Origin of the sequence: Paenibacillus sp. GCM10012306 (assembly GCF_042649265.1) — a bacterium.
In the GTDB taxonomy this organism is placed as follows: Bacteria; Bacillota; Bacilli; order Paenibacillales; family Paenibacillaceae; genus Paenibacillus_AQ.
In genome coordinates, this window is record NZ_JBHRYW010000013.1 from 109299 (window position 1) to 132200 (window position 22902).

General features: G+C 46.4%; 24 protein-coding genes and 1 pseudogene. 4 read left to right on the plus strand and 21 right to left on the minus strand.

All coding sequences use genetic code 11. From position 1 onward, the window contains the following. Nucleotides 1-42: 42 nt before the first annotated feature. The 5 genes from ACFORK_RS23850 to ACFORK_RS23870 form a co-directional block, all read right to left on the minus strand. Nucleotides 43-1449: a sensor histidine kinase gene (locus ACFORK_RS23850; protein ID WP_379203762.1), complete on the minus strand. Its 1407-nt coding sequence runs from the start codon at nucleotides 1447-1449 to the stop codon at nucleotides 43-45. Beyond that, nucleotides 1446-2144 (minus strand): response regulator transcription factor, encoded by a 699-nt coding sequence (locus ACFORK_RS23855; RefSeq protein ID WP_379203764.1) that lies wholly within the window; start codon nucleotides 2142-2144, stop codon nucleotides 1446-1448. The genes ACFORK_RS23850 and ACFORK_RS23855 overlap by 4 nt, the downstream gene beginning before the upstream one ends. Next, on the minus strand, nucleotides 2137-3429 hold the full coding sequence (locus ACFORK_RS23860) for a hypothetical protein (protein ID WP_379203766.1): 1293 nt from the start codon (nucleotides 3427-3429) through the stop codon (nucleotides 2137-2139). Before ACFORK_RS23860 ends, ACFORK_RS23855 begins: the two co-directional genes overlap by 8 nt. Nucleotides 3430-3444: 15 nt before the next feature. Next, nucleotides 3445-4170: a phosphonate ABC transporter ATP-binding protein gene (locus tag ACFORK_RS23865; protein WP_379203769.1), complete on the minus strand. Its 726-nt coding sequence runs from the start codon at nucleotides 4168-4170 to the stop codon at nucleotides 3445-3447. An 87-nt stretch (nucleotides 4171-4257) separates the two neighbouring features. After that, nucleotides 4258-5436 carry an MFS transporter gene (locus tag ACFORK_RS23870; protein WP_379203771.1) on the minus strand — a complete coding sequence of 393 codons (1179 nt, stop codon included), beginning with the start codon at nucleotides 5434-5436 and terminating at the stop codon, nucleotides 4258-4260. A gap of 156 nt (nucleotides 5437-5592) precedes the next feature. On the opposite strand from ACFORK_RS23870, the gene ACFORK_RS23875 reads away from it, so the two are divergent. The 3 genes from ACFORK_RS23875 (at nucleotide 5593) to ACFORK_RS23885 (ending at nucleotide 8230) form a co-directional block, all read left to right on the plus strand. Continuing rightward, the gene (locus tag ACFORK_RS23875) at nucleotides 5593-6510 is read left to right on the plus strand and encodes an ArsR/SmtB family transcription factor (protein ID WP_379203773.1); all 918 of its coding nucleotides are present in this window, start codon (nucleotides 5593-5595) and stop codon (nucleotides 6508-6510) included. A 59-nt stretch (nucleotides 6511-6569) separates the two neighbouring features. Continuing rightward, nucleotides 6570-7325 carry an HAD family hydrolase gene (locus ACFORK_RS23880; protein ID WP_379203775.1) on the plus strand — a complete coding sequence of 252 codons (756 nt, stop codon included), beginning with the start codon at nucleotides 6570-6572 and terminating at the stop codon, nucleotides 7323-7325. 188 nt (nucleotides 7326-7513) lie between these two features. Continuing rightward, nucleotides 7514-8230: a DsbA family protein gene (locus tag ACFORK_RS23885; protein WP_379203777.1), complete on the plus strand. Its 717-nt coding sequence runs from the start codon at nucleotides 7514-7516 to the stop codon at nucleotides 8228-8230. A 257-nt stretch (nucleotides 8231-8487) separates the two neighbouring features. On the opposite strand, the gene ACFORK_RS23890 is transcribed toward ACFORK_RS23885, so the two are convergent. Both ACFORK_RS23890 and ACFORK_RS23895 read right to left on the minus strand, forming a co-directional pair. Beyond that, nucleotides 8488-9123 carry an RNA ligase family protein gene (locus ACFORK_RS23890; protein WP_379203779.1) on the minus strand — a complete coding sequence of 212 codons (636 nt, stop codon included), beginning with the start codon at nucleotides 9121-9123 and terminating at the stop codon, nucleotides 8488-8490. Nucleotides 9124-9137: 14 nt separating this feature from the next. Beyond that, nucleotides 9138-10097 carry an AAA family ATPase gene (locus tag ACFORK_RS23895; RefSeq protein WP_379203781.1) on the minus strand — a complete coding sequence of 320 codons (960 nt, stop codon included), beginning with the start codon at nucleotides 10095-10097 and terminating at the stop codon, nucleotides 9138-9140. Nucleotides 10098-10305: 208 nt separating this feature from the next. Between ACFORK_RS23895 and ACFORK_RS23900 the strand changes: the two genes are divergently transcribed. Continuing rightward, a complete protein-coding gene (locus ACFORK_RS23900; RefSeq protein WP_379203783.1) occupies nucleotides 10306-10809 on the plus strand; it encodes a DUF3231 family protein in 504 nt (167 codons plus the stop codon). Between the two features lie 462 nt (nucleotides 10810-11271). On the opposite strand, the gene ACFORK_RS23905 is transcribed toward ACFORK_RS23900, so the two are convergent. From ACFORK_RS23905 to ACFORK_RS23970, 14 genes and pseudogenes are all read right to left on the minus strand, one after another. Beyond that, complete coding sequence (locus tag ACFORK_RS23905) at nucleotides 11272-12360, minus strand: ankyrin repeat domain-containing protein (protein WP_379203785.1); 1089 nt, start codon at nucleotides 12358-12360, stop codon at nucleotides 11272-11274. 24 nt (nucleotides 12361-12384) lie between these two features. Then, the gene (locus ACFORK_RS23910) at nucleotides 12385-13122 is read right to left on the minus strand and encodes a hypothetical protein (protein WP_379203787.1); all 738 of its coding nucleotides are present in this window, start codon (nucleotides 13120-13122) and stop codon (nucleotides 12385-12387) included. A 19-nt stretch (nucleotides 13123-13141) separates the two neighbouring features. Continuing rightward, on the minus strand, nucleotides 13142-13405 hold the full coding sequence (locus tag ACFORK_RS23915; RefSeq protein ID WP_379203789.1) for a hypothetical protein: 264 nt from the start codon (nucleotides 13403-13405) through the stop codon (nucleotides 13142-13144). Nucleotides 13406-13705: 300 nt separating this feature from the next. Further along, the gene (locus ACFORK_RS23920) at nucleotides 13706-14914 is read right to left on the minus strand and encodes a hypothetical protein (RefSeq protein ID WP_379203791.1); all 1209 of its coding nucleotides are present in this window, start codon (nucleotides 14912-14914) and stop codon (nucleotides 13706-13708) included. A gap of 16 nt (nucleotides 14915-14930) precedes the next feature. Further along, nucleotides 14931-15956 (minus strand): hypothetical protein, encoded by a 1026-nt coding sequence (locus ACFORK_RS23925; RefSeq protein WP_379203793.1) that lies wholly within the window; start codon nucleotides 15954-15956, stop codon nucleotides 14931-14933. A gap of 38 nt (nucleotides 15957-15994) precedes the next feature. Beyond that, entirely contained in the window at nucleotides 15995-16609 is a 615-nt protein-coding gene (locus ACFORK_RS23930; RefSeq protein WP_379203795.1) for a hypothetical protein, read from the minus strand. 64 nt (nucleotides 16610-16673) lie between these two features. Continuing rightward, nucleotides 16674-17009, minus strand: coding sequence for an SMI1/KNR4 family protein (locus ACFORK_RS23935; protein WP_379203797.1), 336 nt, complete (start codon nucleotides 17007-17009; stop codon nucleotides 16674-16676). Between the two features lie 131 nt (nucleotides 17010-17140). Beyond that, nucleotides 17141-17353, minus strand: a complete 213-nt coding sequence (locus tag ACFORK_RS23940) for a hypothetical protein (protein ID WP_379203800.1) — start codon at nucleotides 17351-17353, stop codon at nucleotides 17141-17143. A gap of 52 nt (nucleotides 17354-17405) precedes the next feature. Beyond that, nucleotides 17406-17972: a hypothetical protein gene (locus tag ACFORK_RS23945; protein ID WP_379203802.1), complete on the minus strand. Its 567-nt coding sequence runs from the start codon at nucleotides 17970-17972 to the stop codon at nucleotides 17406-17408. 81 nt (nucleotides 17973-18053) lie between these two features. Then, the gene (locus ACFORK_RS23950; RefSeq protein WP_379203804.1) at nucleotides 18054-18620 is read right to left on the minus strand and encodes a hypothetical protein; all 567 of its coding nucleotides are present in this window, start codon (nucleotides 18618-18620) and stop codon (nucleotides 18054-18056) included. Between the two features lie 258 nt (nucleotides 18621-18878). Continuing rightward, a pseudogene (locus ACFORK_RS23955) lies at nucleotides 18879-19589 on the minus strand (HAD family hydrolase); the annotation flags it as partial. Between the two features lie 612 nt (nucleotides 19590-20201). After that, nucleotides 20202-20606 (minus strand): VOC family protein, encoded by a 405-nt coding sequence (locus ACFORK_RS23960; protein WP_379203806.1) that lies wholly within the window; start codon nucleotides 20604-20606, stop codon nucleotides 20202-20204. A 110-nt stretch (nucleotides 20607-20716) separates the two neighbouring features. After that, nucleotides 20717-21664: a helix-turn-helix transcriptional regulator gene (locus ACFORK_RS23965; RefSeq protein WP_379203808.1), complete on the minus strand. Its 948-nt coding sequence runs from the start codon at nucleotides 21662-21664 to the stop codon at nucleotides 20717-20719. Nucleotides 21665-21826: 162 nt separating this feature from the next. Continuing rightward, nucleotides 21827-22792, minus strand: coding sequence for an MBL fold metallo-hydrolase (locus ACFORK_RS23970; RefSeq protein WP_379203810.1), 966 nt, complete (start codon nucleotides 22790-22792; stop codon nucleotides 21827-21829). Between the last annotated feature and the right edge of the window lie 110 nt (nucleotides 22793-22902).

A 22902-nucleotide genomic window follows, 5' to 3' on the forward strand; every position in this document is an offset into this window, starting at 1 on the left:
TTTCCCCTATCCTGATATTTATCTAATCTCGATCGAATTGTATTAGACTAATGCTTGCTCTGTAGCCAGCGGCAGAATAACGGTGACCTGCGTCCCTTTGCCCAGTTCACTATGCATTTCAATCCGGCCGTTATGCAGCTCGACAATCTGCTGGGTGATGGCAAGCCCGAGTCCAGTTCCACCATTGAGTGCATCCACCTGGAAAAAGCGGTCTCTAACCTTGGCCAAATGGGCTTCGCTGATCCCGATTCCGCTGTCGCGCACAATAATGGCGATTTCCTGATTAGACAGATGCTGCACAGTCAACACAATGCTGGAATCCTCATGGGAGAACTTCACGGCATTATCCACAAGATTCAGGAATACCTGCTTCAGTCGGTTACCGTCACCCTTTACAAATACAGCTTCGTCGCATTCTAGAACCAGATGGATTCTCTTCTTCTCTGCCTTCGCCCAGATATTCAGGATGGTCTCCTGCAGCAGCACCTTCATATCGACAATGCCAATAGACAGCTTCATTTCATTCTGCTGCAGCTTGGAGAAGTCAAGAATCTCCTCCACCAGCCCAATCAATCGATCGCTTTCCTTGGAGATGATGCTCATGCCAAGCTTCGTCTCCTCCGGATCATAGCCACCGGACACCAGCGTCTCACTCCAGCCCTTGATACTGGTGAGCGGTGTGCGTAGTTCATGAGAGATTGACGAGATAAAGTCATCCTTGATCTGATTGCTACGCACAATCTCCTGGGACATATAATTGAGCGTGGAGGCCAGTTCCGCAATTTCGTACCTGTAGTTACCCTTAATCCTGGTATTGAATTTGCCTTTCGCCATTTGAGCGGATACAGCTGTAATGTTATTAAGCGGCTTAACGATGGAGTTGGCAAGTCCGAAGCTGAATACCGCAACAATAGCCAGTACGGCTGCGCCGATCCCTACAGTGAGTAGGGTAAGGTTCAGCAGTCCGCTGTTAACCGACTCCACCGAAGTGAGGTATCTCAGGATGTAGGCATCACGACCATGAATTTGCAGCATTTTGGAAACTGCCATAACACTCTCGTTGGTTCCTGGCTGTCTGCCGACCCAGCGGCCAATACTCCCTCCTGCTGCTTCTGGGACATCGCTGGTGGTGATTGTCCGGTCTGGCTGAAAGCCTGTAGAACTGGTAACAATATCACCGTTAAGTGTCAGCACCTCAAGCTCTGTGTTATTCAACGGGAAGCTGTCCAGCAGATCCTTCAGGCGAATCGTAGTATCCGTGTCATTAACCCGATACTTCTGAAAGTAGATCTCCGCCATGCTGATTTGATTAGCAATCTTATTATAAATGCTATCATAGTAATAGGTCCGAATAGCCAACAGGAAAATCACTTCCACCAGGAGAAGCGCCAAGAAGACTACAAGAATGTAATGCAGTACGATCTGTCTGCGCATCCCCTTCTTAATCATTGTCCTTGGCCTCTCCATTTGTAGCCGTGGCCCCACACCGTTTGCAGATATTCAGGCTCAGACGGATTATTCTCGATCTTTTGACGCAGACGGCGGATGTTCACGTCCACGATTTTGGGATCTCCCATATATTCCTTGCCCCACACATGATCGAGCAGCAGATCACGGCTAAGTGGGGTGTTTTCTTTTTCCAGGAAGAATTGCACCAGCGAGAACTCGGTTGGAGTCAATTCAACGAGCTCCCCACTACGCTTGAATTGCTTGGAGATCAAATCCAACGTAAAATGCCCGGATTGGAACGAGACTTTGGCCGAGGGCTCTCGGTGAACGTTAACCCGGCGCAGCAGCGATTGAATGCGGGCAATCAGCTCCGTGGGACTGAACGGTTTGCTGACATGATCGTCAGCGCCTACGGACAATGCGTAGACCTTATCCTGCTCTTGAACTTTGGCTGTGAGGAAAATAATGCCTAGCCGCTCGTTGCTCTCCCGTACGCGTCGACACACTTCAAAACCATCAATGCCGGGAACCATTACATCCAGGAGCGCAATATCAATATCAGGAATCGTAGTCAGCTTGTGCAGCGCTTCGTTGCCGTCCGCCGCCTCCAATACCTCGAACCCATTACGTTTCAAATTGATGACAATAAAACTGCGGATGGACTCTTCGTCCTCCAGTATGAGCACTTTACTCATCTATTCCCTTCCTTTCGATCGGGGTGGTAATTTTGTTGCTACTTCCCCCGTTGGTCTTCTGATCCAGCTTGCCGCGGTAACCTATGAATGTATTTCCGTCGCGGGCCCAAAGCTCCCAGTTGCTGCTCTTCAATTGCTCCCATTCCTGAGGAGAGAAGAACGATACTTCGGCAACCGTCTCACCGGTATCCGCCAGAATAAACTTCAGGTATTTATCCAAGACAGACTTCGTATCCACCGTGACGTTTCCATGCCATTCCGGCGGAAAATTGATGTAGAAACGGTCGGCGGGATCACGATACTGCTGCATGGCAAATGTCAGGCCGTCCTTGCCGTCCCATTTATAATAGGAATTGAAATACGGTATCGTGTTGGGTTCAAAATACTCCCAGCCCTTAGGTTTCTCCAGCAAACCGATTTCAATAATACCATCGCCATCGATGTCCTCGCTAACAATTTTTCGGTCTTTCAGGGTCCGATCATCCCCAGGCACAACTACCCGAAGCTTGTTGTTCTCCATGACTACCACAGAGGTGTAGGCGGAATTGGACTCCACGGCTGCATCCAGTACGATACCTTCTTTGTTCTCCGCTACTTTACCTGCGACAATATTGTAATAATTATTAAAATACGGATCGATGTTATCCAGCTTATCTAGAATTTTGAAGCCTCCATCGGCGTATTGATAAGTCGTAATAGTTGCATATTCATTGCGCTTGAAAGAAACCACGGTAATGTCCTGGATACCGTCGCGATTCAAATCATCTATAATATATTTGGTATAAGGAACCTGCAGCACTTCTTCCAGCGTACCGTTAGAATAACTATAGACTACCATTCCCTTGTCTTCACCACGAGAATATCCGGCAATGATATCCAGCTTCCCGTCGTTCGTAACATCCTTCAGATCCAGGGATTCAAGCACTGTACCATCACCGTCAAAGACCAGCTTCTTGACCCAGGCATCTCCCTGCTTTTCCAGAAGCATGCCATGAATCTGCACAGCCTCTCCCGGTGTCTCGTAGAAAACGATCGTCTCCATGATCCCGTCCTTGTTCAAATCCTCTGTACGGATCGAACTGTCATCGTCATTCTTTGGCCGGATCAGCGAAGAACCCGAAGGTATCATCGATGTAATCGCAGTCATCAATGATGCCTTGTCCGCCGACAACCGCGGCGTTTTCATCTGAGCTACCGGGTCGTTGATGAACGTACACCCCGAGAGCAACGACACCGCCAGTGACGCAGCGGCCAACCGGCTTATGATTCTTCTATTCAATATCATCACTCTTTTCCTTGATTAAAGGCTGAGACGCTCCTGTGAGGTCAAACGGCGGCCGTTAACGTCATGCTTAATACGACCATCCTTCAATACCCACATTCGCGAGGCATAACGCTCCGCCAGCTCAATAGGCAGAACCGCGATGACCGTTAGGCCACTTTCCTTGCATAGCTTGCGAAGGTTCTCCATGACCCGCTCTGCGGACTTCGGATCAAGCCCTGTCACGGGCTCATCTGCCAAGATGACCTTGGCGCCATGCACCAGGGCACGGGCAATTGCCACACGCTGCCGCTCGCCACCACTTAATTGGCTTGCTTTAAGCTTCGCTTTGTCCAGCAGACCCAAGGCCTCCAATTCATCCATGGCTCCCATATAATCATCCGAGCGGACCATTCCTGTTACCATACGCCACATTGGGGTTTGGGCGGATTGGCCGATCAGCACGTTCTTCAGTGCAGTCCGATTGGGATTGAGCTCGGCATTCTGTTCAAGATAGGCCCATTCACGGCGGATTTTCCGTTTGCCGGAGAAACCGCTCTTCAATATATCTTTTCCATCTACGCGAAAATTTCCTCGATCCCATTTTTCCCGTAACGCCAAACATCGCAACAGTGTAGATTTACCGCTGCCGCTCCCCCCGAGCACCGCAACAAATTCCCCTTCTTCCAACTGAAAACCGATGTCTTGCAGTACCGGAAGCTTAGTCTCCCCGACTGCTTTGGCTAAATGTTCAACTGTGATCATAGTTCAGCTCTCCTGTCCTCATCTCTATACTATAGTGTATTGGAAAGTGAGATTAAATTCCATGCGAGCACCTGTTCCTATTTTACTTCAAATTTGTGATCGTGGCGAGAACAATAATCCCAGCAGCCCAAACAAGATATAGAGCAAGCCCATGAGCCCGAATACACCGCCGCCCGAGCCGACTTCCAGCAGCAGCCCGCCCAAAGCCGGACCAAGAATACTGCCAGCACTAAAGTGAAAAGATGCCACAACATTAGCCGCCGGTAGCAAGTTACGCGGCAGAATATCTGCTGCATAGGCTAAGCCAAGTGAGAAGAACGAGCCGACAAAACCGCCGGCACAGGCAAGCAGCACTAGTGACAGCATGAAATGGTCCCCGACCAGCGGCAGTAGAGCGAAGCCCAGACCGCCACCGATACCGGCAAGCATGAGAATTTTTTTGCGGCCGAATCGGTCGCTCCACATCCCGAGCGGAAGCTGAAGAACAAGCCCCCCGATACCGGCAAAAGGCAGCAGAGCAGCAATCTGGTCCGCACTGTAACCAATACGCAAGCCATAAATTGGAAAGTTGCTGTTCAGGCTGGCCTCCATATACCCGTATAACAGCGCAGGAATCAAGGCATACCAAGCGAGACTGTAACTTCGCCCAAAGCGGCGCGCCTGCCCCTCCCTGCTCTCAGAGGTTTCCGGACGGGATTCCGGGAGCTTGATCAATGTCAGTAGTAGAGTCATCAGGAACAGCACAGCTAATACCAGAAAAGGCGTGGCCTGCCCGAAACGCAACAGACTGATCCCCACAGGACCAAGACTGAAGCCAAGGCCGTAAGACATACCGTAAATAGAAAGATTACGGCCCCGGTTCTGTGCTGGGGTCATCAGTAGCACCCAGAGCTGGGCAGCATAATTGATGGCCGAGTCCCCGATGCCGACAAGGAGTCGAAGCACGAACCATGCTTTAATGCCCGGAAGTAGCGGGAACAGCAGCAGGCTCACCAGTACGAGCGTGAGGCCAGCGGCAATGAGCTTCTTAAAACCGACGGCCCCCAGCACTCGTTCGGCGATCAGCGTCATACCGAACGAGCCGATGTACAGCGCCGCCGCGTTCAGACCGTTCAGGGACGAAGAAACACCTTTTTGCTCCAAAAGAATGGATAACACCGGAAGCAGCAGCCCTTGGCTGAGTCCGGCGGCAATAATAACTGTGATGAGAATCAGGTAATTCACGTTGCTGTTACGTCGTATAGCGATAGAATGCGGGTCTGACACAGGTGAAATCCTCCTACAAAACAAATAAAAGCAAACAAAAACAAAAGTTATCCGAACTGCACTCAAAAGACAAACACCGAACATTATAGTGGACAAGCCTCTTCAAAACAAGAGATAATATATAGAAGTGACGGATTTCCTGGGGGTGCGAGCTTCATGAACTATGAATTGAAAATTGATGTCTCACCGGTCTATGAGCTGATTGACAGCTTTATGTTATATGTTACGCGAAAATGGATTTCCAATCTGGACATCGGTCCTGACTGGGTCAATGATGTGGAAAACCGCTTTCCGCCGCACCAGGCTGCGGAGATTATGCAAGCTGCTGAATGGCCATTCAACGATTACGATGTCTTGTATGCCTGGGCTTACAGCCTTGGGCCAGCCGATAAGGTGCTTAACTTTCTGGATGATCTGGAATCCACTCCGCTCGAGGATTGCTTCCGGCAGGTGGCTCCGCTTATCACGGGCTTAACCCTGGAAGAATGTCAGCGTATCAAGGACAGCTACATCCCACTGCTGCGGCTGTGGTACAGTCAATATTTCCGCCATGTGGAGCATAAAATCCTGCCGCTGCTCATCGAAGACGCCTCCGAGAAAAAAATGCTCCAGAGCAAAATGGACCCCATCGCCCTGATTGAATATGCTTCTGGCGGCGTCGTTATTGAGGAACTACCGAATTTGCAGACCATTGTTCTGCTCCCTACCGTGCACAATCGACCGATCAACACCTATTGCTTCTATAACACTATGGTCATTATTCAATATCCGGTCGACGTGCCCCTAGACAATGAGGACGAGCCGCCTACTGTGCTGCTTCGCATGACCCGAGCTTTAGCTAATCCCACAAGGCTCAGATTGCTGCGGCATGTAGCACATGAGCCAAAGACACTCTGGGAGATACAGTCCGACTTGAACCAGTCGCGGGAGATGCTTATGCATCATCTGATGATTCTGCGGGTAGCTGGTCTACTACGCATCCATCTGCGCGGCGAGCATAATGAACGCTTCAGCATCCGTCCGGACGGAGCCTCCGAGCTGCAGATGTTCCTGGAATCCTATATACGTTTATAATAGAATGGACGAAAGACCAAAGACTGAAATAGACAGATACAGAACAAGGAGTGAGTGGCGTGAAATATTTGACTCAACAAGTCATCTTCGATTTGGACGATACCCTCGTCCACTGCAACAAATACTTCGATCTCATTCTGGGACAATATTTTGAGCTGATGGCAGAATGGTTCCAGGATTATGGACTTCCTACCAGCGATGTGCGAAGCAAGCAAGCTGAAATTGATGTGGAAACGGTGAGTTCAAGCGGACTGGCCAGTGATAACTTCCCTAAATCTTTGATTGGGACCTATCGTTTCTTCTGTACCAAATTCGGACGCAAAGCCGATGCTTTTGAAGAACAGCAGCTGATGAAGCTGGGCATGAGTGTTTATGATCAAGAGATTGAAGCCTACCCCGGCATGGTCGAGACGCTGGATACCTTGAAACAGGAAGGTCATGATCTATACCTCTACACAGGTGGAGACGATACCATACAGCAACGCAAGATTGAACAGATGAAGCTGGACGTTTATTTTGATGACCGTATCTTTATCCGCAAGCATAAAAATGTCGAGGCATTAGAGAACATCCTGTCCAGTGGTGCCTTTGACCGCAAAGTGACCTGGATGATCGGGAACTCTCTGCGTACAGATGTACTGCCGGCCGTAACGGCCGGGATCAACAGTATTTATCTTAAACAACAGAACGAATGGCTCTACAACATGATTGAGCTTCAGCGCGAAATGCAACAGGCCGTCAAGACCATTTCTTCGATTTACGAGGTCCCTCCGGTCATCCGTTCCGCCGCGCAGAAGGTTCAAATCCACGTATAAAATATTTTCCATAAAAATGGGCTGTTCCAAAGCTATGTATAGGCTGCTTGGAATAGCCTTTTTTTAGTTTGCGCTCCCTCTATCCTGGAGATGAACACGACATAGTGTTAGAAATGCCATAGGCTGCCATTAGCGGATTTGATTATACTGTACCAGTGAATGATCAAGTGTGCAGGAGGAAGTCAGAAATGAATAAACAAGTAAATTTAAAACATACCAACAACAAATTGCTACCCATGCTCTTGACGGTGATCGGTGTTGTTCTGGTTGCAGCAATTACCTTCTTCTTCACCAGTAAGAGCGGCACTTCCGAGCTCGATAGCTTGCCTAATTACACTGAGGTTAAAGGCAAGATTGTGGTTGACGGTTTAAAATATGAGAAGCAGCCCCATCTGGGCAGCAGCACGGCCAAAGTCAAAGTGATAGAATTTGCGGATTTCAAATGCCCTGCTTGCAAAAAATGGACCGAGCAGTATCTTGACACTTTCATCAAGGACTATGTAGATACCGGTAAGGCGGAGTTTTTCTTCATGAACTTTGCTTTTATTGACCGAGACTCCTATCTGGCCGCGAGCGCAGGTGAGGCTATCTATAGTCAGAGCAACGAGAAGTTCTGGGAATACGTTCACAAGCTGTACGCCAATCAAGGCGATGAGAGCAAGATTTGGGCCACCGAGAAGTTCATCCTGAAGTTCGTCAAGGATAACATCGACGGCATTGATTACGCTCGGTTCGAGCAGGATGTCAAGAATCATACCTACATGTTCGATGTAAAAGAGGACTTCAAAATTGCCGGCGCCTACGGAGTTAACGGCACGCCCAAGTTCATGGTGAATGGGGTGCTACTGCCCGATTCTTCTTATGAGGGTCTTACTAAGGCGATTGATAATGCTTTGAAGGAATAGGAAGGTAATGGAGCTGTCCCACAAGAGTCATTCTGACGGTGGACGCTCCTTTTTCATATTCAATTGGAATTTTATAGAAATGAAGATTAAATGAGGTGGAGTATATGTATATACAGCTATTAATTAGAGTTAAAATCGGAGAACTTTCGGTATGAACCAGGAACTGCATCTACTGTTTAATAAGATCTTACGTTACTGATTACATGATCAACACCCCTTTTCTAAAATGTAAATGATATCTTCTTCGTTACGTCTGATTAACGAGGTAGCAATAGATTGGGCTCAACTGGCTTGCTGAGCCAGTGGTCATCGGTCTGGACATGATTTTTACGAACGAATTTGGCGACACTATATTTAAAATCCTCATACGCAAAAGCGTCAGCCAGCCGCACGACATACCCTTCCTGCTCTCCCCCGCAATTCGATTGCTTGGTATAACAAGCCTTTGCTGCTTCCTCGTTCCAAATCCCTCTATACAGTACCGGGACAGTTACCAGCCCTAGACGCTCCGCCCATACTTCAGTTTCCTCCCAAGCCAAACATTGGTTACTGTGATCCCACACAGAAAAGAGCATAAAATAGGAAGGCAGCGCCGAATAGTACAACGAATGCTTGGCATAGATATTTTCCCCGCATAATCGATAGTCCTCGGGAATCAGATACTTGATACCACCATGCAGCGTCTTAACAACATGCCGTGACGGATGATCCTTGCTATCTAGCGAACGGGCGTGAATGAAGTCACTATACATCGTGGTGTTCTCCCCATCCATTTTCTCCGTAATGACCACTTCTCGGCCCTTGAAATGCTCGGTGTTCCGCAGAATCTTGTCATCATCGGTGTACCCTCTCGACCAGGGCAGGTGCATCGTCTTCGGATATTTTACTTTCATGATTGTTCACCTCTTTACTTGCCAAAGCTATCAGCTTCAGCGAAAAAATACAACTCGGCCAGCAGCTCGCCGCCCAGCAGATGATAAATATTCGAAGCTCCTGCGTCGCCGCCGTGCAGAATCTCCATATGGAAGCTGACCAAATAGACGACATGTAGGACAAAATCGTCATCGTAACCCAGCGCTTTCAGCAGATGACAAGCAATGATCGCGGAGACATGTTCATGACCGAAGTAAGAGTAATACTCCCGGGTCTGCTTCCACACCTTACAGAGCGGTTTGCCTGTATCATGAAACAGCGCTGCCAGCTGCATTGCCAGCAAATGTTCTCCCTCATAGCATTCGTTGATATATTCCAGCACACTATAGGTATGCTCAGACAACGTCTTGGAATGGTAAGGGTTTCCCTGATCAAATCCCACCATCAATGCAAAATAAGGGGATGCAGACAGATAGCGAAACAGCTCGTCATGTCCCGGGCCGGCTGCTAGCAGTTGTTCCAGTTCCTCACGCACGATCCCGGAATCAGCTTCAGCATGTACAATATGCAAGGCAGAGAAGCCTTCGCCTGGCACCGGAAACGCAAAGTTCTTGGCGTATTTAATAAGGATTCCCTCATTCAGACGACGCTTCCGCAGCTTGTTCCGCGCAAGGGCCAGTTCGTAAGGAGCATCGCAGACGTGGCATTCTACAGGGAACTCGCTGAATCGCTTCAGGAACTTCAGTCTACGTCCCCGGTCAATATTCGTAGCATCAAAAACAACATTTCGGCCGCTAGCCAGCATCTGCTCTATCTCTGCAAAAGCCGTATCAAACACCAGATAGTTGTTCTTCTGCTTGGATTCGCTACCGAACAGCCGCTCTCGGATCTCATCCGTAGCTACTAGCACAGCCCGTTCGCTGCGGCAGAGCTGCTTCGCATACGTGCTCTTACCACTGCCGGGAATTCCGGTCAGCATATGAATGGTACTCATCGTTATCACCTCCTTTCAAGTGAAAAGCTGCGGCGACAGGATCGGCGCATCCTTGAAATTATACCACACTTATCCGTTACCGATGAAACGGCTGGAACTCAGATAAAGACATATGCTACTAGAGACTAAATCAATAATCAGGAATATTTTCCTTGTATATATCCCATACTAGTTCCAGAACATGCCGAACATAGAGAAGGGGATTGTAATGAACGGAATTTTGGGTGGCGCTTCCAAGGATGAGCCGATGCATTACGGGGAGATTTTCAGCATATGGATAAATTCAACGGCAGCGAAAGGGCTTATCTCGCTCTACCGGTTGTTTCAGAATCATGCTGGAGATGATGATCTTAAAAGCGTACTGGGTGATCTAATCAATCAGGCTGAATTAGAAAGCAGCGAATGCGATGAATTGCTGAAGGAGGTCGGCATCACACCCGCCCCTTCGCTTCCAGACAGACCGGAGGTTAAACTGGAAGACATTCCTGCAGGGGCCCGGTATAGCGATATGGAGATTGCAGCCAAGATTGGCGCGGATAACGCTGCCGGACTAGTGGGATGCAGTACGATTATGGGCCAGTCTATCCGTGAAGATATCGGTGCGTTGTTCGCTAAATATCATGCCACCAAAGCAGCGATCGGCATCAAGATCCTACATATGAATAAGAAAAAAGGCTGGCTGCTTGCACCTCCCCTTCATATACACAAATAATATTAAGTTGAATAGAAATACTCAGAAAAAAATAGCGACCTGCCCCGGTCATGCCGGGAGCAAGTCGCTTTTTCAATGATTTTTCTGCTTAACGTCTCTTCTCGACAAGCTGCAGATTATAACTAAGGCTCTCCAGCGTAACCGCAATTAGGCCGTTCATATAGTCGTCATGCGGATGGTTTAAGACAATCAGCTGCGGCATATGCTCGTCAGGAATGACCCCTCTGCAATGCTGGTAAATACCCTCGATATGCTCATCCCGATAGAATATATTATGTAAAAAATAATTCTGATTCTATCAGATGGGTTATTACGCAGTATGAGTATGTGCTGGATAAATGGGCAGCTTTGAAGTTCTTCTAACGCTCAAGCAAAGATACTATTTTAGATAGAATTTGGGGCCAAATGCCCGAGTAAAAGAATACTGTCTGTTCTCTGGGTTAAATGTTCATTTGATTTTCATTAGTCATCGGACAACTCTCCCTCAAGAAACTTTATGAGGTGCAATTCAGGGTGCGCGAGGAACTCTGTAAAGGTGCATAAATCAGCATAGACCTGGTGTTCCATGTCATAACAGCCTACTAAACCTCCTTTCTTTGGATTCCAGAGCAGCTGCAGACCAGAGTAATTGTCAATGTCGGCGGAAAGACGCAGCAGCTTTTGCCTTCCTACTTTCATCTGAATCGTATCGGTCAATGTAAAAAAGTCGATATACCCGATGTCGTATTCATTTTGCTCAAGCTCAAGACGCAGGTTATCTTCTGTAAGAAAGCTGAGCAGTTCATCTGTTAATTTATACTTTTTAAGCTCATGCTTCTTGTTCGCCACATTATGAAAGTTGACCGGTTCCAGCGATTTCAGATAATCCGCCAAAACGGCATGCTTATTGGTGACCGCAATCGTATACGGCCGCTCACCATCTTTTTCAGCCAAAGTAACATCCGCGCCGTGTTCGATCAGAAATTTGACCATGTCCATAGCCCCCATTCGCGCCGCCACGGTTAACGGAGTTGCTTCATAAGGATAGACCATATCCGGTTTATTATAATTGACGTCTACTCCCTGATCTAGTAAATATGTGAGTGTCTTATAGTCATGGTCTGTCACCGCTTGACGCAATACAGCACCACCATGCAGCTTGATATCTAATCCCAGCTCATGAATAAGGGGAATGTTCTTTTTATTGCCATAATAGGCCTGTGAATATGCACCTGCCCCTGTTCGGTTGAGCTTGTCCATCTTGGCTCCCTGCGTAACAAGGTAACGAACGGCATCCTCCTTGCAATAGCGAACGGCTCGCAAAAAAGATGGATTATGATGGACATTCAGGTTGGCGCCATGCTCTACCAGCAGCTTCACAACCTCCTTTTGCTGCGATATCAGTGCCAGATCTAATGGACTAACGGTGATATGTTTGCTAAGTACGATGCTCTCTTCAATATTCCAACCTGATGCGAGTGCAGCCTGTAAAGCCGGAATATTTCCTTCGTATATATGCATCGCCCTTTCTGGCAATTCCTCGAATCTCCCGATATCTTTCAGGACGATCATTCACACCACTCCTGCTTCATAATCTTATGTAATCGTTTCGCACCCTATCGACAAGAGCCATTGCTTCATAACAGCAAACGTCTGTTGAGCATCCTGTTCATAGAAGATGGCCACTTCTTGTTGATAAGCATAATTCAATCGTACATAGCCACCCAGTTGCCGATAGAACAGGAAGCAGGCATAAGGAGTCTCAATGGACATATCCGGCGGAAAATCCGCTTGACACACCCTAGCTAGTTCGGGCAGTGAAGGCTGGTTCTGTCCTGGTGGCAATCGCAAAAAAAGATGACTCCGAGTGGCCGTCCACGGTTCATAATAGACTTCTTCCTCTAGGCTCCGTCCATAAACCTGACGGTATATGTCGTCCAGTACCAAGGCATACGTCTTCTCGTCCTCCTGCTCCCGTGCCTGCAGCAAAATGGCCTTTATGTGCTCCGCATGCCGAGGCAGCCAGAGCAGCCCAGCCGTCTCGGGATGTACCGCCAGAAAGTCACCGTCCACCGTCGTACCTATAGCGATGCACTCGCCGATCTGTTGTTCACGAATGGGGCTGTCGTCGTCAAACTCCCACAACCCATACTCGGCAAAAGCTTGTAGCACCTCCGAATCAGGCAGTTGGACATTCATCCATCCTCTGTAAGTCCCTTCGCCGAATCGCCGTAAAAACAGGAGGTAGCCTTGGGGATAAATAGCGGCATCTTCCTTCGCGAGCACTTGGTTTTGGGCCTCAGACAGCGGATTTTGCTGAGATACTATGTACATGAATTCTCCTCCAGTTTCCTTATTTCGCCTCTAATTGAGCCAAAATCACCCGGGCACGACCAAGCTCAAAATTCAGTACTTCCGTATCCAAGTTCATAGAAGCAGCTTCTTCAAGGGCCAGCTTTAGCCATTCGGCGGCAGGTTCGAGCCTCCCCGTCTCTGACAATAAGTCACCGTAGCAGATCACCGCCCGTATGAAAACGGCGTTGTCACCAGCGATCTTCGCTGTTTCTATTGCTTTTTTCAAACAATGCTCGCCCTGCTCCATTTTCGCTGCATCCAAGTATCTCAGGGCCTTGTTAAACTCATGGTAAGCCTCCAGTGTATGCACCCTCTTTGTTACGACATACCCCAAGCAGATCGAATCTTACTTATCACTCACTTCCCACTTCAGCAGATGTATTTAACAATAATTGGTGAAGCATAGATTCAATAAGCTCAAGGCTAACGATGCCTCAGTATGTTCGATCGATTCCGCTACAGCTCCTTTCCGCCGTTCCTCATAAACGGTGACCACAGGTCAACACTCCTTTGCCAATTAGTGATTCACTGTTTCAAATACCCATTCATGAATACTTTCAAATCAGTAATCGCGGGCTGCGTCAAACCAGCCTTGCGCCATCTCTTCCGTTATAGGCTGACCAATCAGATGATTGGACTGGCTGAGTTGCCATACTGCTTCGCCAAGGTCTTCTCTTTCGGTAGTTTCGATACCTTTGAGGGTATTGAAGCGCATGGTGAAAGCCGTAATAGCCGCCTCAGCATCGGCAAAGCTGCGGGCCTGGGCCAAGGTTGCCTGTGCAATGTTGTATGCTTCATTAGCCAGCTTGGCCTGACGTTTAGGCCAGGACGAGAACGGCCGACCGAACTCGGTCATCCACCATTCAGGCTTTCGCAATTGGCTCACTGAAGCATGACCGGTCCACGGGCGGGTTTTAGCGCGTGCTTTCATTTGCTGCCTTAGGCGCTTGCCTACAGTCTCTTCCACATTGTAGGCGATAAATCTGTCAAGCAACGGCCACGTGTCCAAGGAGGGTAAGTCCGCCAGATCAGGCATGAAGCGCAGCTCCAGATTCGTTAACCCGGTATGACGAGCCAACGAGTCCATGTCGCAGAAGTTCCCCCACAAACTCAGTGAGTCAAGATTTGGGAACCGCTCTAGACAGCCCAGCGAGATGGGCTGTCCCAGCGGCGCGTTGTGCAGCATAAGGCTCGTCACCTGGTGCAATTCACCGAGTTCCGGCAGTATAAAAGGAGGATCATTCTTGCGTCGGCCGGTATGCGGCGCGAGTGTCAGTGAAGTCGGCAGATTGCCAGTAGCCAAGAAGCGTGATAGATCGCCAGACACGTTGAGGCGGAAGGGTCTCTGCGGAAGCCTCAGGGTCAGGCGCTCGCCGGACTGGCCCAGCTCGATATGTAAGCCATGCAAAATGGACTGGCTGGCGTCTACCACCGTATCAGCAGACAGGACCGGAGACCAGGTCATCTCTTCAATGGGACGTTGCTGTGCCCAATCCAAGAAGCCCGCATCACTGCCTGTATAGTGCAGAAACCGCGGCCAGGGCGAGCCTGCAGGTGTAGCAAAGGCATCGAATACGGTCCAATCGATGAGCGCGTCTGGTGCGACGTGAAGATCTGCTTTTTTCCCCAATTGCGGTGGTCCAATAGACAGGCTGCCCACACCGGGCTGAATGACAAGAGTGTGACTGCGAGGACCTGTCAGGTCGATTGGATAACGACCAACTTCTCTAACGGAGCCAGCAGAGGGACGCACCTGGTTATCATTTGACATTTATGTAATCCCCCTATCAAGTTATGCTCCATTTTTGAAAACCCAGCTTTAATAAGGATTCTTCTATTTCTTGATCAACTTTGCTTTTGGAGGTCGCGAATTCAAATTCGGTTAAAGCACTTGGAAGCTCTTGATGGATAAAGGAATCATAATCGAGGGCTGTTTTAAAAATGCGGAGCTTGTGCAGCGTAGGCAGGTGCTTCATTTTCAACAAAGAAGTCAAGCCTTTACAATTTGATATAGTTAGCTCCTCCAGCGCTTCCATCTCCCGGTCAAATCTGATTTCTTGCAGTTGAATTTGATCCTCAATTACGAGCCTTGTTAATGCTTTGAATTTAGTAATATTGCTCAGGTCATGGAATCCACGGACTCTAACGATCTCCATGTCGTCGATCTCATTCTCTTCGATTTCCTGAATATGCTCCCGGCCTCCAAGAAGAATGCGCAAATGCTTCAACTTCTTTAATTGGTTAATAAAATGCAAGGGTGATTTGCTAATCGAATGCAGCGCGAGGGAATTCAAGTGTTCCAGATGGCCTACCGCATCCAGGTTTTTCACCTTACCCCCAACATGCAATTGTTCTAGATGAGAGAACTCTTTTAAATATAGCAGATTAAGGTTCTTTTTCTCCGAAATAATCGTTAATTCTCTTAACGACCGTAGAGAGTCTATTCCCAGAATATCCGAGTTCTCCAGCTCATATATGCCCATGTGCAAACTGTACAAGTGTTCCAGCGTAGCCAACGTATCGGTATTATGTGCCTGAGTGAGACTATTAAGATGCAGCATCTTGACATGGGGAATCCGCAAAAGCGTGTCACCATCAAATGAAAGAGAATAATGCCCGTAGAAACGCACTCCGAAATTCTCATCCAAAGTCGCGCAAAGCTCATCGACTTCCTCCAAGATAGAGCCATAAAAATCCGGGTGGGAGAACTGGACAATCACTTGGTTACCACCTAGCAAATCCTGCTTGATCTGCACCGGGTCTAGTACAACAGGATCATTGATCAGAATCCTTCTTTTCCATTTCTTGCGCATTCGTAACCTCCTTTTTGGCATGAAGCAGAAGTCTATGATTACCTGTGATTCATAACAAGTTTATATTTTTTGAAAATCCAAGAGTTCATTATGTCATTTACCGCATTTTTGCTTATGCGAACCGGCGGTTTTTGCTCTTTCAAACCATCCGCCGTATGCGCCAAAAAACGAAGCGGCGTTGTGATTATTTTAATATTGTCTGCTACTTCGTTAAAAAACGTATACGTTAATGGCTGATGTTCCCGAATATCCTCGTATATATAATACTTCCCTTTTTCGTCCTCCAACTCCATTTGAAAACCTTTCGGTAAGGACAACATGATGTATGGCAGTTCATCTTCTGCCCACTGCTCGCGATATGGAAATCTGAGACTCTCATTTCTGGCAAAAAAACCAGAACTTTCATTACCAGCAGTAAAAGAAATAGAATATACAAAGAACGGGTAGTAATCGGGCTTTGCTTGCGTTATGAAATACTGGTAGAACTTTTTATAAGCCTCATACACTTGTGCGTGGTCATGTTTTGTCCGGGCATAATTAGTATGACTAAATTGTACTTGCTGCTGCTCGAAAAGTTTTAAAACATCTTTAAATTCCTCTGGTGTTATAAAAAATTTAAGTTTATAGAATCCGCTGTGTTTTAATCCACTCAATTACTTCACCACCCTTTTAGGGAGTCAAAAATGCTTGTTGCACGTAAATGAAGACCTGACGCGATCACCATTCATAAAAATTTTCCTCAATCAGCTCCGCGAATGAATTCGCTAACAACTTGATCTCCCCGTTATCGTGATGACCAATAAAAACCTCACCTGCCGGATTGATGAAAATTGGATCACCCGATCCATCCATGGAAATGACAAAACTGGTTCGTAAAACTTCTTCAAAAGGAGGTTCCTTGAATTGCTCCCGGAATCCCAGCGTCAAATCGACAACCGTTTCATTTCCGAGACTAGAGCCATTAGAGAAGGCATATATCGCAAGACCCGCATATGCTCCCCCAAACATGCTGATAAATTGTAAGTACTCCTCATGAAAGGTTACTTTCAGCACCTGCTGGGCCTTGCTAATTTTCTCTTGACTGCCGGAATGCCTACTAGTGTTCTATTATCTTCCTTATGTAGAAAAATCCTTAATCTCTCCATTAACGAATCTTTCATAGCTTGATCTCCTTTAATGCCCCCTTATTCTGCTGCTTCCGCCAACCATGCTTGCATAGCCGAAGAATCCGCCCGGTTCAAACGCAGGGTGATTTCAGTGTTAATCTCATCCGGCGGCATGACTTTCACCAGGACGCAAACAGACTCTCGCGGCGCAATCGTTGATCCCGGCGTGCCGCCGGCGATCTCTGCTGCCAGCTTCTCTATTTCTTGCATCGGGGTTTGATCATCGCCCACTTTTCATTTTAAATATCGGATTCGTCACTATGGATCTCTATCCATATGCCTTCTACAATTGATACGGCGGGGCTTTCTCAGCTGCGATGTTGTCCGGATGAGCTTCAGTTGGCTCATAGTCATGCATACGGAGAAGGATATACTCCACTTCTTCTAATAGCATTTGCAATTGCCGGCTGACCTCATAAAGTCCCACATCCTGCGCTAGTAGCGTCCTTGCTCTATTGATCTTTCCATCCAACCAATTGTTTTCTAACATCCAATTTTTTACCCGGATCGATAATTGATCTTGTGTTTCCTTATCTGCGTGCTTTTTATATTTCGCAATAGACTCCAGCAGATACTCATAGAGAAAGATACCTAAAGCTTCGCGTTGTTCACTTTTAGACATCCGTTGATACTGCTCATAGACGATGCTGATGTCTAAATATAAAGCGTGATCCCTGCTATCAAAACGTCTAAATATTTTTCGGCCGTAACTTTCAGGTAAAATACGCAATACAAAATGAATATCATACGGAAACTCCCAAGTCTCTGCTAATTCCTCCAAAGGCAACAGTTCATCTCTCAATTGACCGACGCATGTTCCATGTGTATCTAATAAGAAATCCAGCTTCATCAATGCCTCCTTGGGACAAACTTCAAGCCACTGTATCATCTCCGTCTAATGCAAGGAGCCATGCCGATACACTATGTATTTTTAAAATTCATATTTTTCAAATTGCTCTCTGAGCGTTTCTTCGTACGGTATCCACTCCGAATCGCTCCACAAAGTCAATCCTGCGAGCTCCGACAGCTTATTAACGGCTTGTTCAGGGCTAGTAATACTGATGAGATCGGTCAGAGTCTCATTGTCGATACCCAGCACTTCTCTAAGGTAGTCATCATTAAGACGTTCTTCTTTGAGCTGCTCGTATTCTTCTCTTGTCCACTGTTCACAAAAGGTTCTCTCGGCTTGAATCTCTCCATCGGCAAAAATCGACAACTCGAATATTTCCTCATTTATGTACCCGCCGGTCATGATTGGCTCCCTGATAAGCTGGGACAGCGTTTTGCCAACCTCCTTCACCGTACCCCATACAAAATAATCATGGAGAACGCTGACCCAGTTCTCGTTGCTTTTGCTAACATACATGACAATTTTGGGCTCCTGAGCTTCTTTTCCACCTAATACTCCGGTATGCCCGTGGCTTAGCTCTCTTAGTGCATCGATCGTCTTCTCAAGGTTATTCGACTTAATATGTAAATTAGCAAATGATCTTCCCACAAAATGACCTCCTTCAGTTCTTTTAACTAAGGTGAATTCACATTGATATATGCTATACTTTTCACCTGAATTTTTCGTCATCGTTTTGGATACGGTTCACCATAATATACTTAAACATAAAGGACAGTTATTAACACAAAATTTCACATAAACAAATAAAAAGAAACCACTCCTGACGTATGGAATGGTTTTCTGTAGTACATTTGCTGTTATTGACTATAATCGGAGTCTAAATCCCGTTTCAATCTAAAACTCCACTCAGCGTTTAGTGACACCATCACGACTAGGGTCTAAACCATTCAAATTATGCAAAATCGTCTTTAATTCAATTAAGTCATCGATTACGAAGTCAGCCTGGGCAAGTTCATTTTCTTGTGCAAAATCAAAATTACATCCGATTGCAACTAAACCATTATCTTTAGCCGCATTTATATCTGATAGGCGGTCACCTACTACTGCCCCATTGGTAATACCATATTTTTCAATAACAATCCGAACTAAGTCTGATTTATTCAGCGATTCGATTTGTTGGATACTAAATGCTTCAGTCACCCAATGATCCAAATTAAAATAACTGATGATGGCTTTTAAGTATTCCGTCAAACCATTACTCGCTATATAAATTGAACAATTATTCTCTTTTAAATAACTGAACACTTCTTTTACATTAGGATATAAAGCGCCTTTCCCACTTTTAATATTTTCAATTAATCTTTCCAAAAAAAAAGCATCCGTTTGCTCTCTTTCTTCAATGGAATGATCAGGTAGCAAGGCTTCCCATACTTTTGGTAAAGGTACACCCATTATTTCACGGTATTTATCAATAGGCGTTGCTGTAGCCCATTTATTTAGCGACCGTAAACGGTTAAAAGCATCATTAAGAGATATTTCTAAAATCTTATCTGTTTGAAATAGTGTTCCATCCATATCAAAGATAAATGATTGCGACATTGGTTCCTCTCCCTTTTCCAAAAAGACTGTTCCCTCAAATGTTCAATATACAAATTACTTTTTCATTTCCCAAGGAAACCTCACTCTTACTATAGCATATGTCGGAATTTAATAGTGTCGTAACGCTCCAAAATGAACTCATAGTCGGTCGATGGAAATGCCTTATCTGAGAACGGCTCTTTTACTTGATGACCCAGTGCAATCGTATCTCCTGAATCAAACTATCATCTGACCAGTCGTAGATTCCTTCCGGATATAGCTCGAATCCGTATCCAGCGACTTTACGTTTACCTATCGGATAAATTAAGGCCACATGAATCAAGAGAGGTGATGATAAAATGACTTCCTGAACTTTGTACTGCTTATTAACGTACTTCCTTTTTTCTAAAGAAAAGAAAATAGTCACGAGGGATTATTCCCTACGTGACTATAAGAGGTTATTTTTTGACTAAACGTTTTTTTAATGCTGTCGTAAGAAAGACAGAATTGATCCGATAGTTGATTTACATCCACACAGGCTGAAAAATTATTACGGATTTCGTCGTTTGTTTGGTTCAGATATGCTTTGCCCCCTTAAATATTAAAAAGTTTTGAGGGGGGCAAAGTCTATACTACAAAAATCTCTGGTTCTTAACGCCTACCGCTGAACCGTTTGATCGCTTCCTCGGTCACCGGCTCGAAGAGGTTAACGAGGTTGCAGTCAGGATCGCGGAAAAGCATAGAACGGTTTCCCCACGGCATCGTGGTCGGTTCCTGTACCCATTCTTCAACAATTGGCTTTAAGCGCACGTATTCGGCTTCAACATTGTCAACGCGGAACTCGATAATGACAGTGCGATTGTTAGCCGCCACTACCGAACCAGCGCCGAATAGCCCCGCCGTCTGGGAGTGGCCGATTGCCAGGGTGCATGATGGCACAACGAGTTCGGCAAAAACGGGCGCGGGGCGCTCCGCCGAAACACCCAAGACTTTCTCATAAAACTCGACGAGACGATCCACGTCGTCGGTAATGATGCGTACAGAAGCAAAATTCACAAGATATCATCCTTCCTAGTAATAAATGAAACAATACCGTAACAGATCGCGGACCAGAACCAGCGACTTTACGTACCCAATTATAAAACAGCGCTACTGACAACGTTATGTCAGTAGCGCTGTAACATTTTTGTAGCTTCCTCAGTAATCCTATTTCGGAATGATTCAGGTTCCAACACGATCACACCCGCTCCCCAGCCAAGCACCCATTGCAGCAGTTCATCCAGTTGACGAACACGTAAGACCACATGCAATCCATCTTGATGCTCTTCCATATCTTCTATGTAATGATAGTTCGATTCCTTCACCTTATCTGCGATGTCATGGTTAAATCGAAGGCGAACTCGCAAGTGGCGATCATCCGGAGGGGTATACTCCTTTAAGTTAAAATGCGCCGGTAGATCGAAGCATTCTTCCAGATCGATAAGCTCGGTCATGCGGGACAAACGGAAATGGCGGATGTCTTCGCGCAGATCGCAACGGGCCACGAGCATCCAAGCTCCTTCAACGAATACCAGACCATAAGGAGCGACGGTACGCTCACTATGGTGATTCCCCTTGGAATCCCCAATCCCTTTCGAATAATGAAAGCTGATCTTTCGTTCCTCTAATATCGCCAGGCGGATCTTTCCGAAATATTCCCTTTCTTTTGACAGCGTGACCCGTTTACCAGGAGTGAGCAAGCGCAGCGCTTTGCGCACACGAGAGGTCTCATTGCGAACGCTCTCCGATAAAGTGGCCTCGATTTTCCTCCGAGCGGCTTGAGCCCTGACACGATACTCATCATCAAATCGTTGCTCGATAAAATCCGTTCCGATAAGCAAGGTCACGGCTTCTTCTACCGTGAAACTGATCGGCGGCAGGAAATAACCTGTCATCAAAGAATATCCTGTGCCTGGGGCACCTATAATCGGCACGCCCGCTTCACTAAGCGCCTGAATGTCACGATAGATAGTCCGCACGCTGGTTTCGAATAGGTCCGCCAAATCTTCTCCCCGTACCACTTCTCTGCTTTGCAGCTCCAGAACGATGGCTAGTAAACGGTCTGTTTTGTTCATCGGCTGCCCTCCTTGAAACTTAATGCTGTCACAAAAACTTGCCGCTACTAGTAGGAAGGTTCTCCGGGCTGTCTGAAGCGGCAAGTTTTAAAGAAACGATCATTCATAAGATCTGCTCTTTATTTCTTAACTCAAAAACAGTTCTGCCCTAAATACTCTTCGTTAATCCTCTAATTTAGTGATCATCGCATGCACTTTACTCAAATTCGTTTTAAAATATGTAGTAAAATACCAGTCATGATACTCTTTCGGTACTTCAATCTCATCAATGCTTTTATTACTTTGAACGGCTTTTGTCACTATTTCCATCATATCGGTTATGTACCCCTTCACCTCGTGAAGTTCGTGTAAAGAGCATACTTCGCCATGTCCTGGTACGATAATTTCAACATCAAGCAGTTCAACCTGCTCCAAAATATTCAGCCATTCCTGAGGATTGGCATGCGTTAAAACCGGGTGATGTTTTGAAAGCACCAGATCCCCGATCACGACTATTTTATCTTCAGGGATGTACACGATTGCATCACATTGCGTGTGACCTCCGCCAAATGTGATGAGTTGAATGCTACGATTACTGCCATGTATGGTCATCTGTTGATCAAAAGTTATCGTCGGCAGCGAATGTACCAGATCGGGGAGCATCTTCATAAACTCACGGTCACTAGCATTTTCCCATGCCATTTCCTTTTTTAACTTTTCATCCGTCTCTTGTTGTATTTGCACTTCATGTTCGTCGATAGCCTGATACATTTCATCCATATTTTCCTTATATTTCGTTAACCTATCTCTGGAAAAAGAATCCATAATCTCACGAGTCGTTGATGTCGAAATAATTTGAGCCGTAGGGATGAACACTTGATTTCCAGAGGTATGGTCACTATGCCAATGCGTATTTATTACATAGGATACAGGGTTTCCCGTAAGATACTCTGCGGCTGCTTTCAAATCCTCAGCAGCTTGTATGGTCGAGAAGGTGTCCACGACAACAGTTATATCACCCAGATCAATGATTGCTGCATTTCCCAAAGAACCGGTACCTGGAATCGCAATCGCTGCAATTGCACTATCTGCGATGTGATTCAACCGAAAATGCTCGGAGCCTCTAAATGTTTCTATCCTATTTTTCATGTTCGCCTCTCCCTCCAATATCGGAATATATCATATGTCAGATCAATACGATAGACAATGGTTTTTTTCAAAAAATTAGGATATAGAAGCTAGATATAAGAATGATGAAT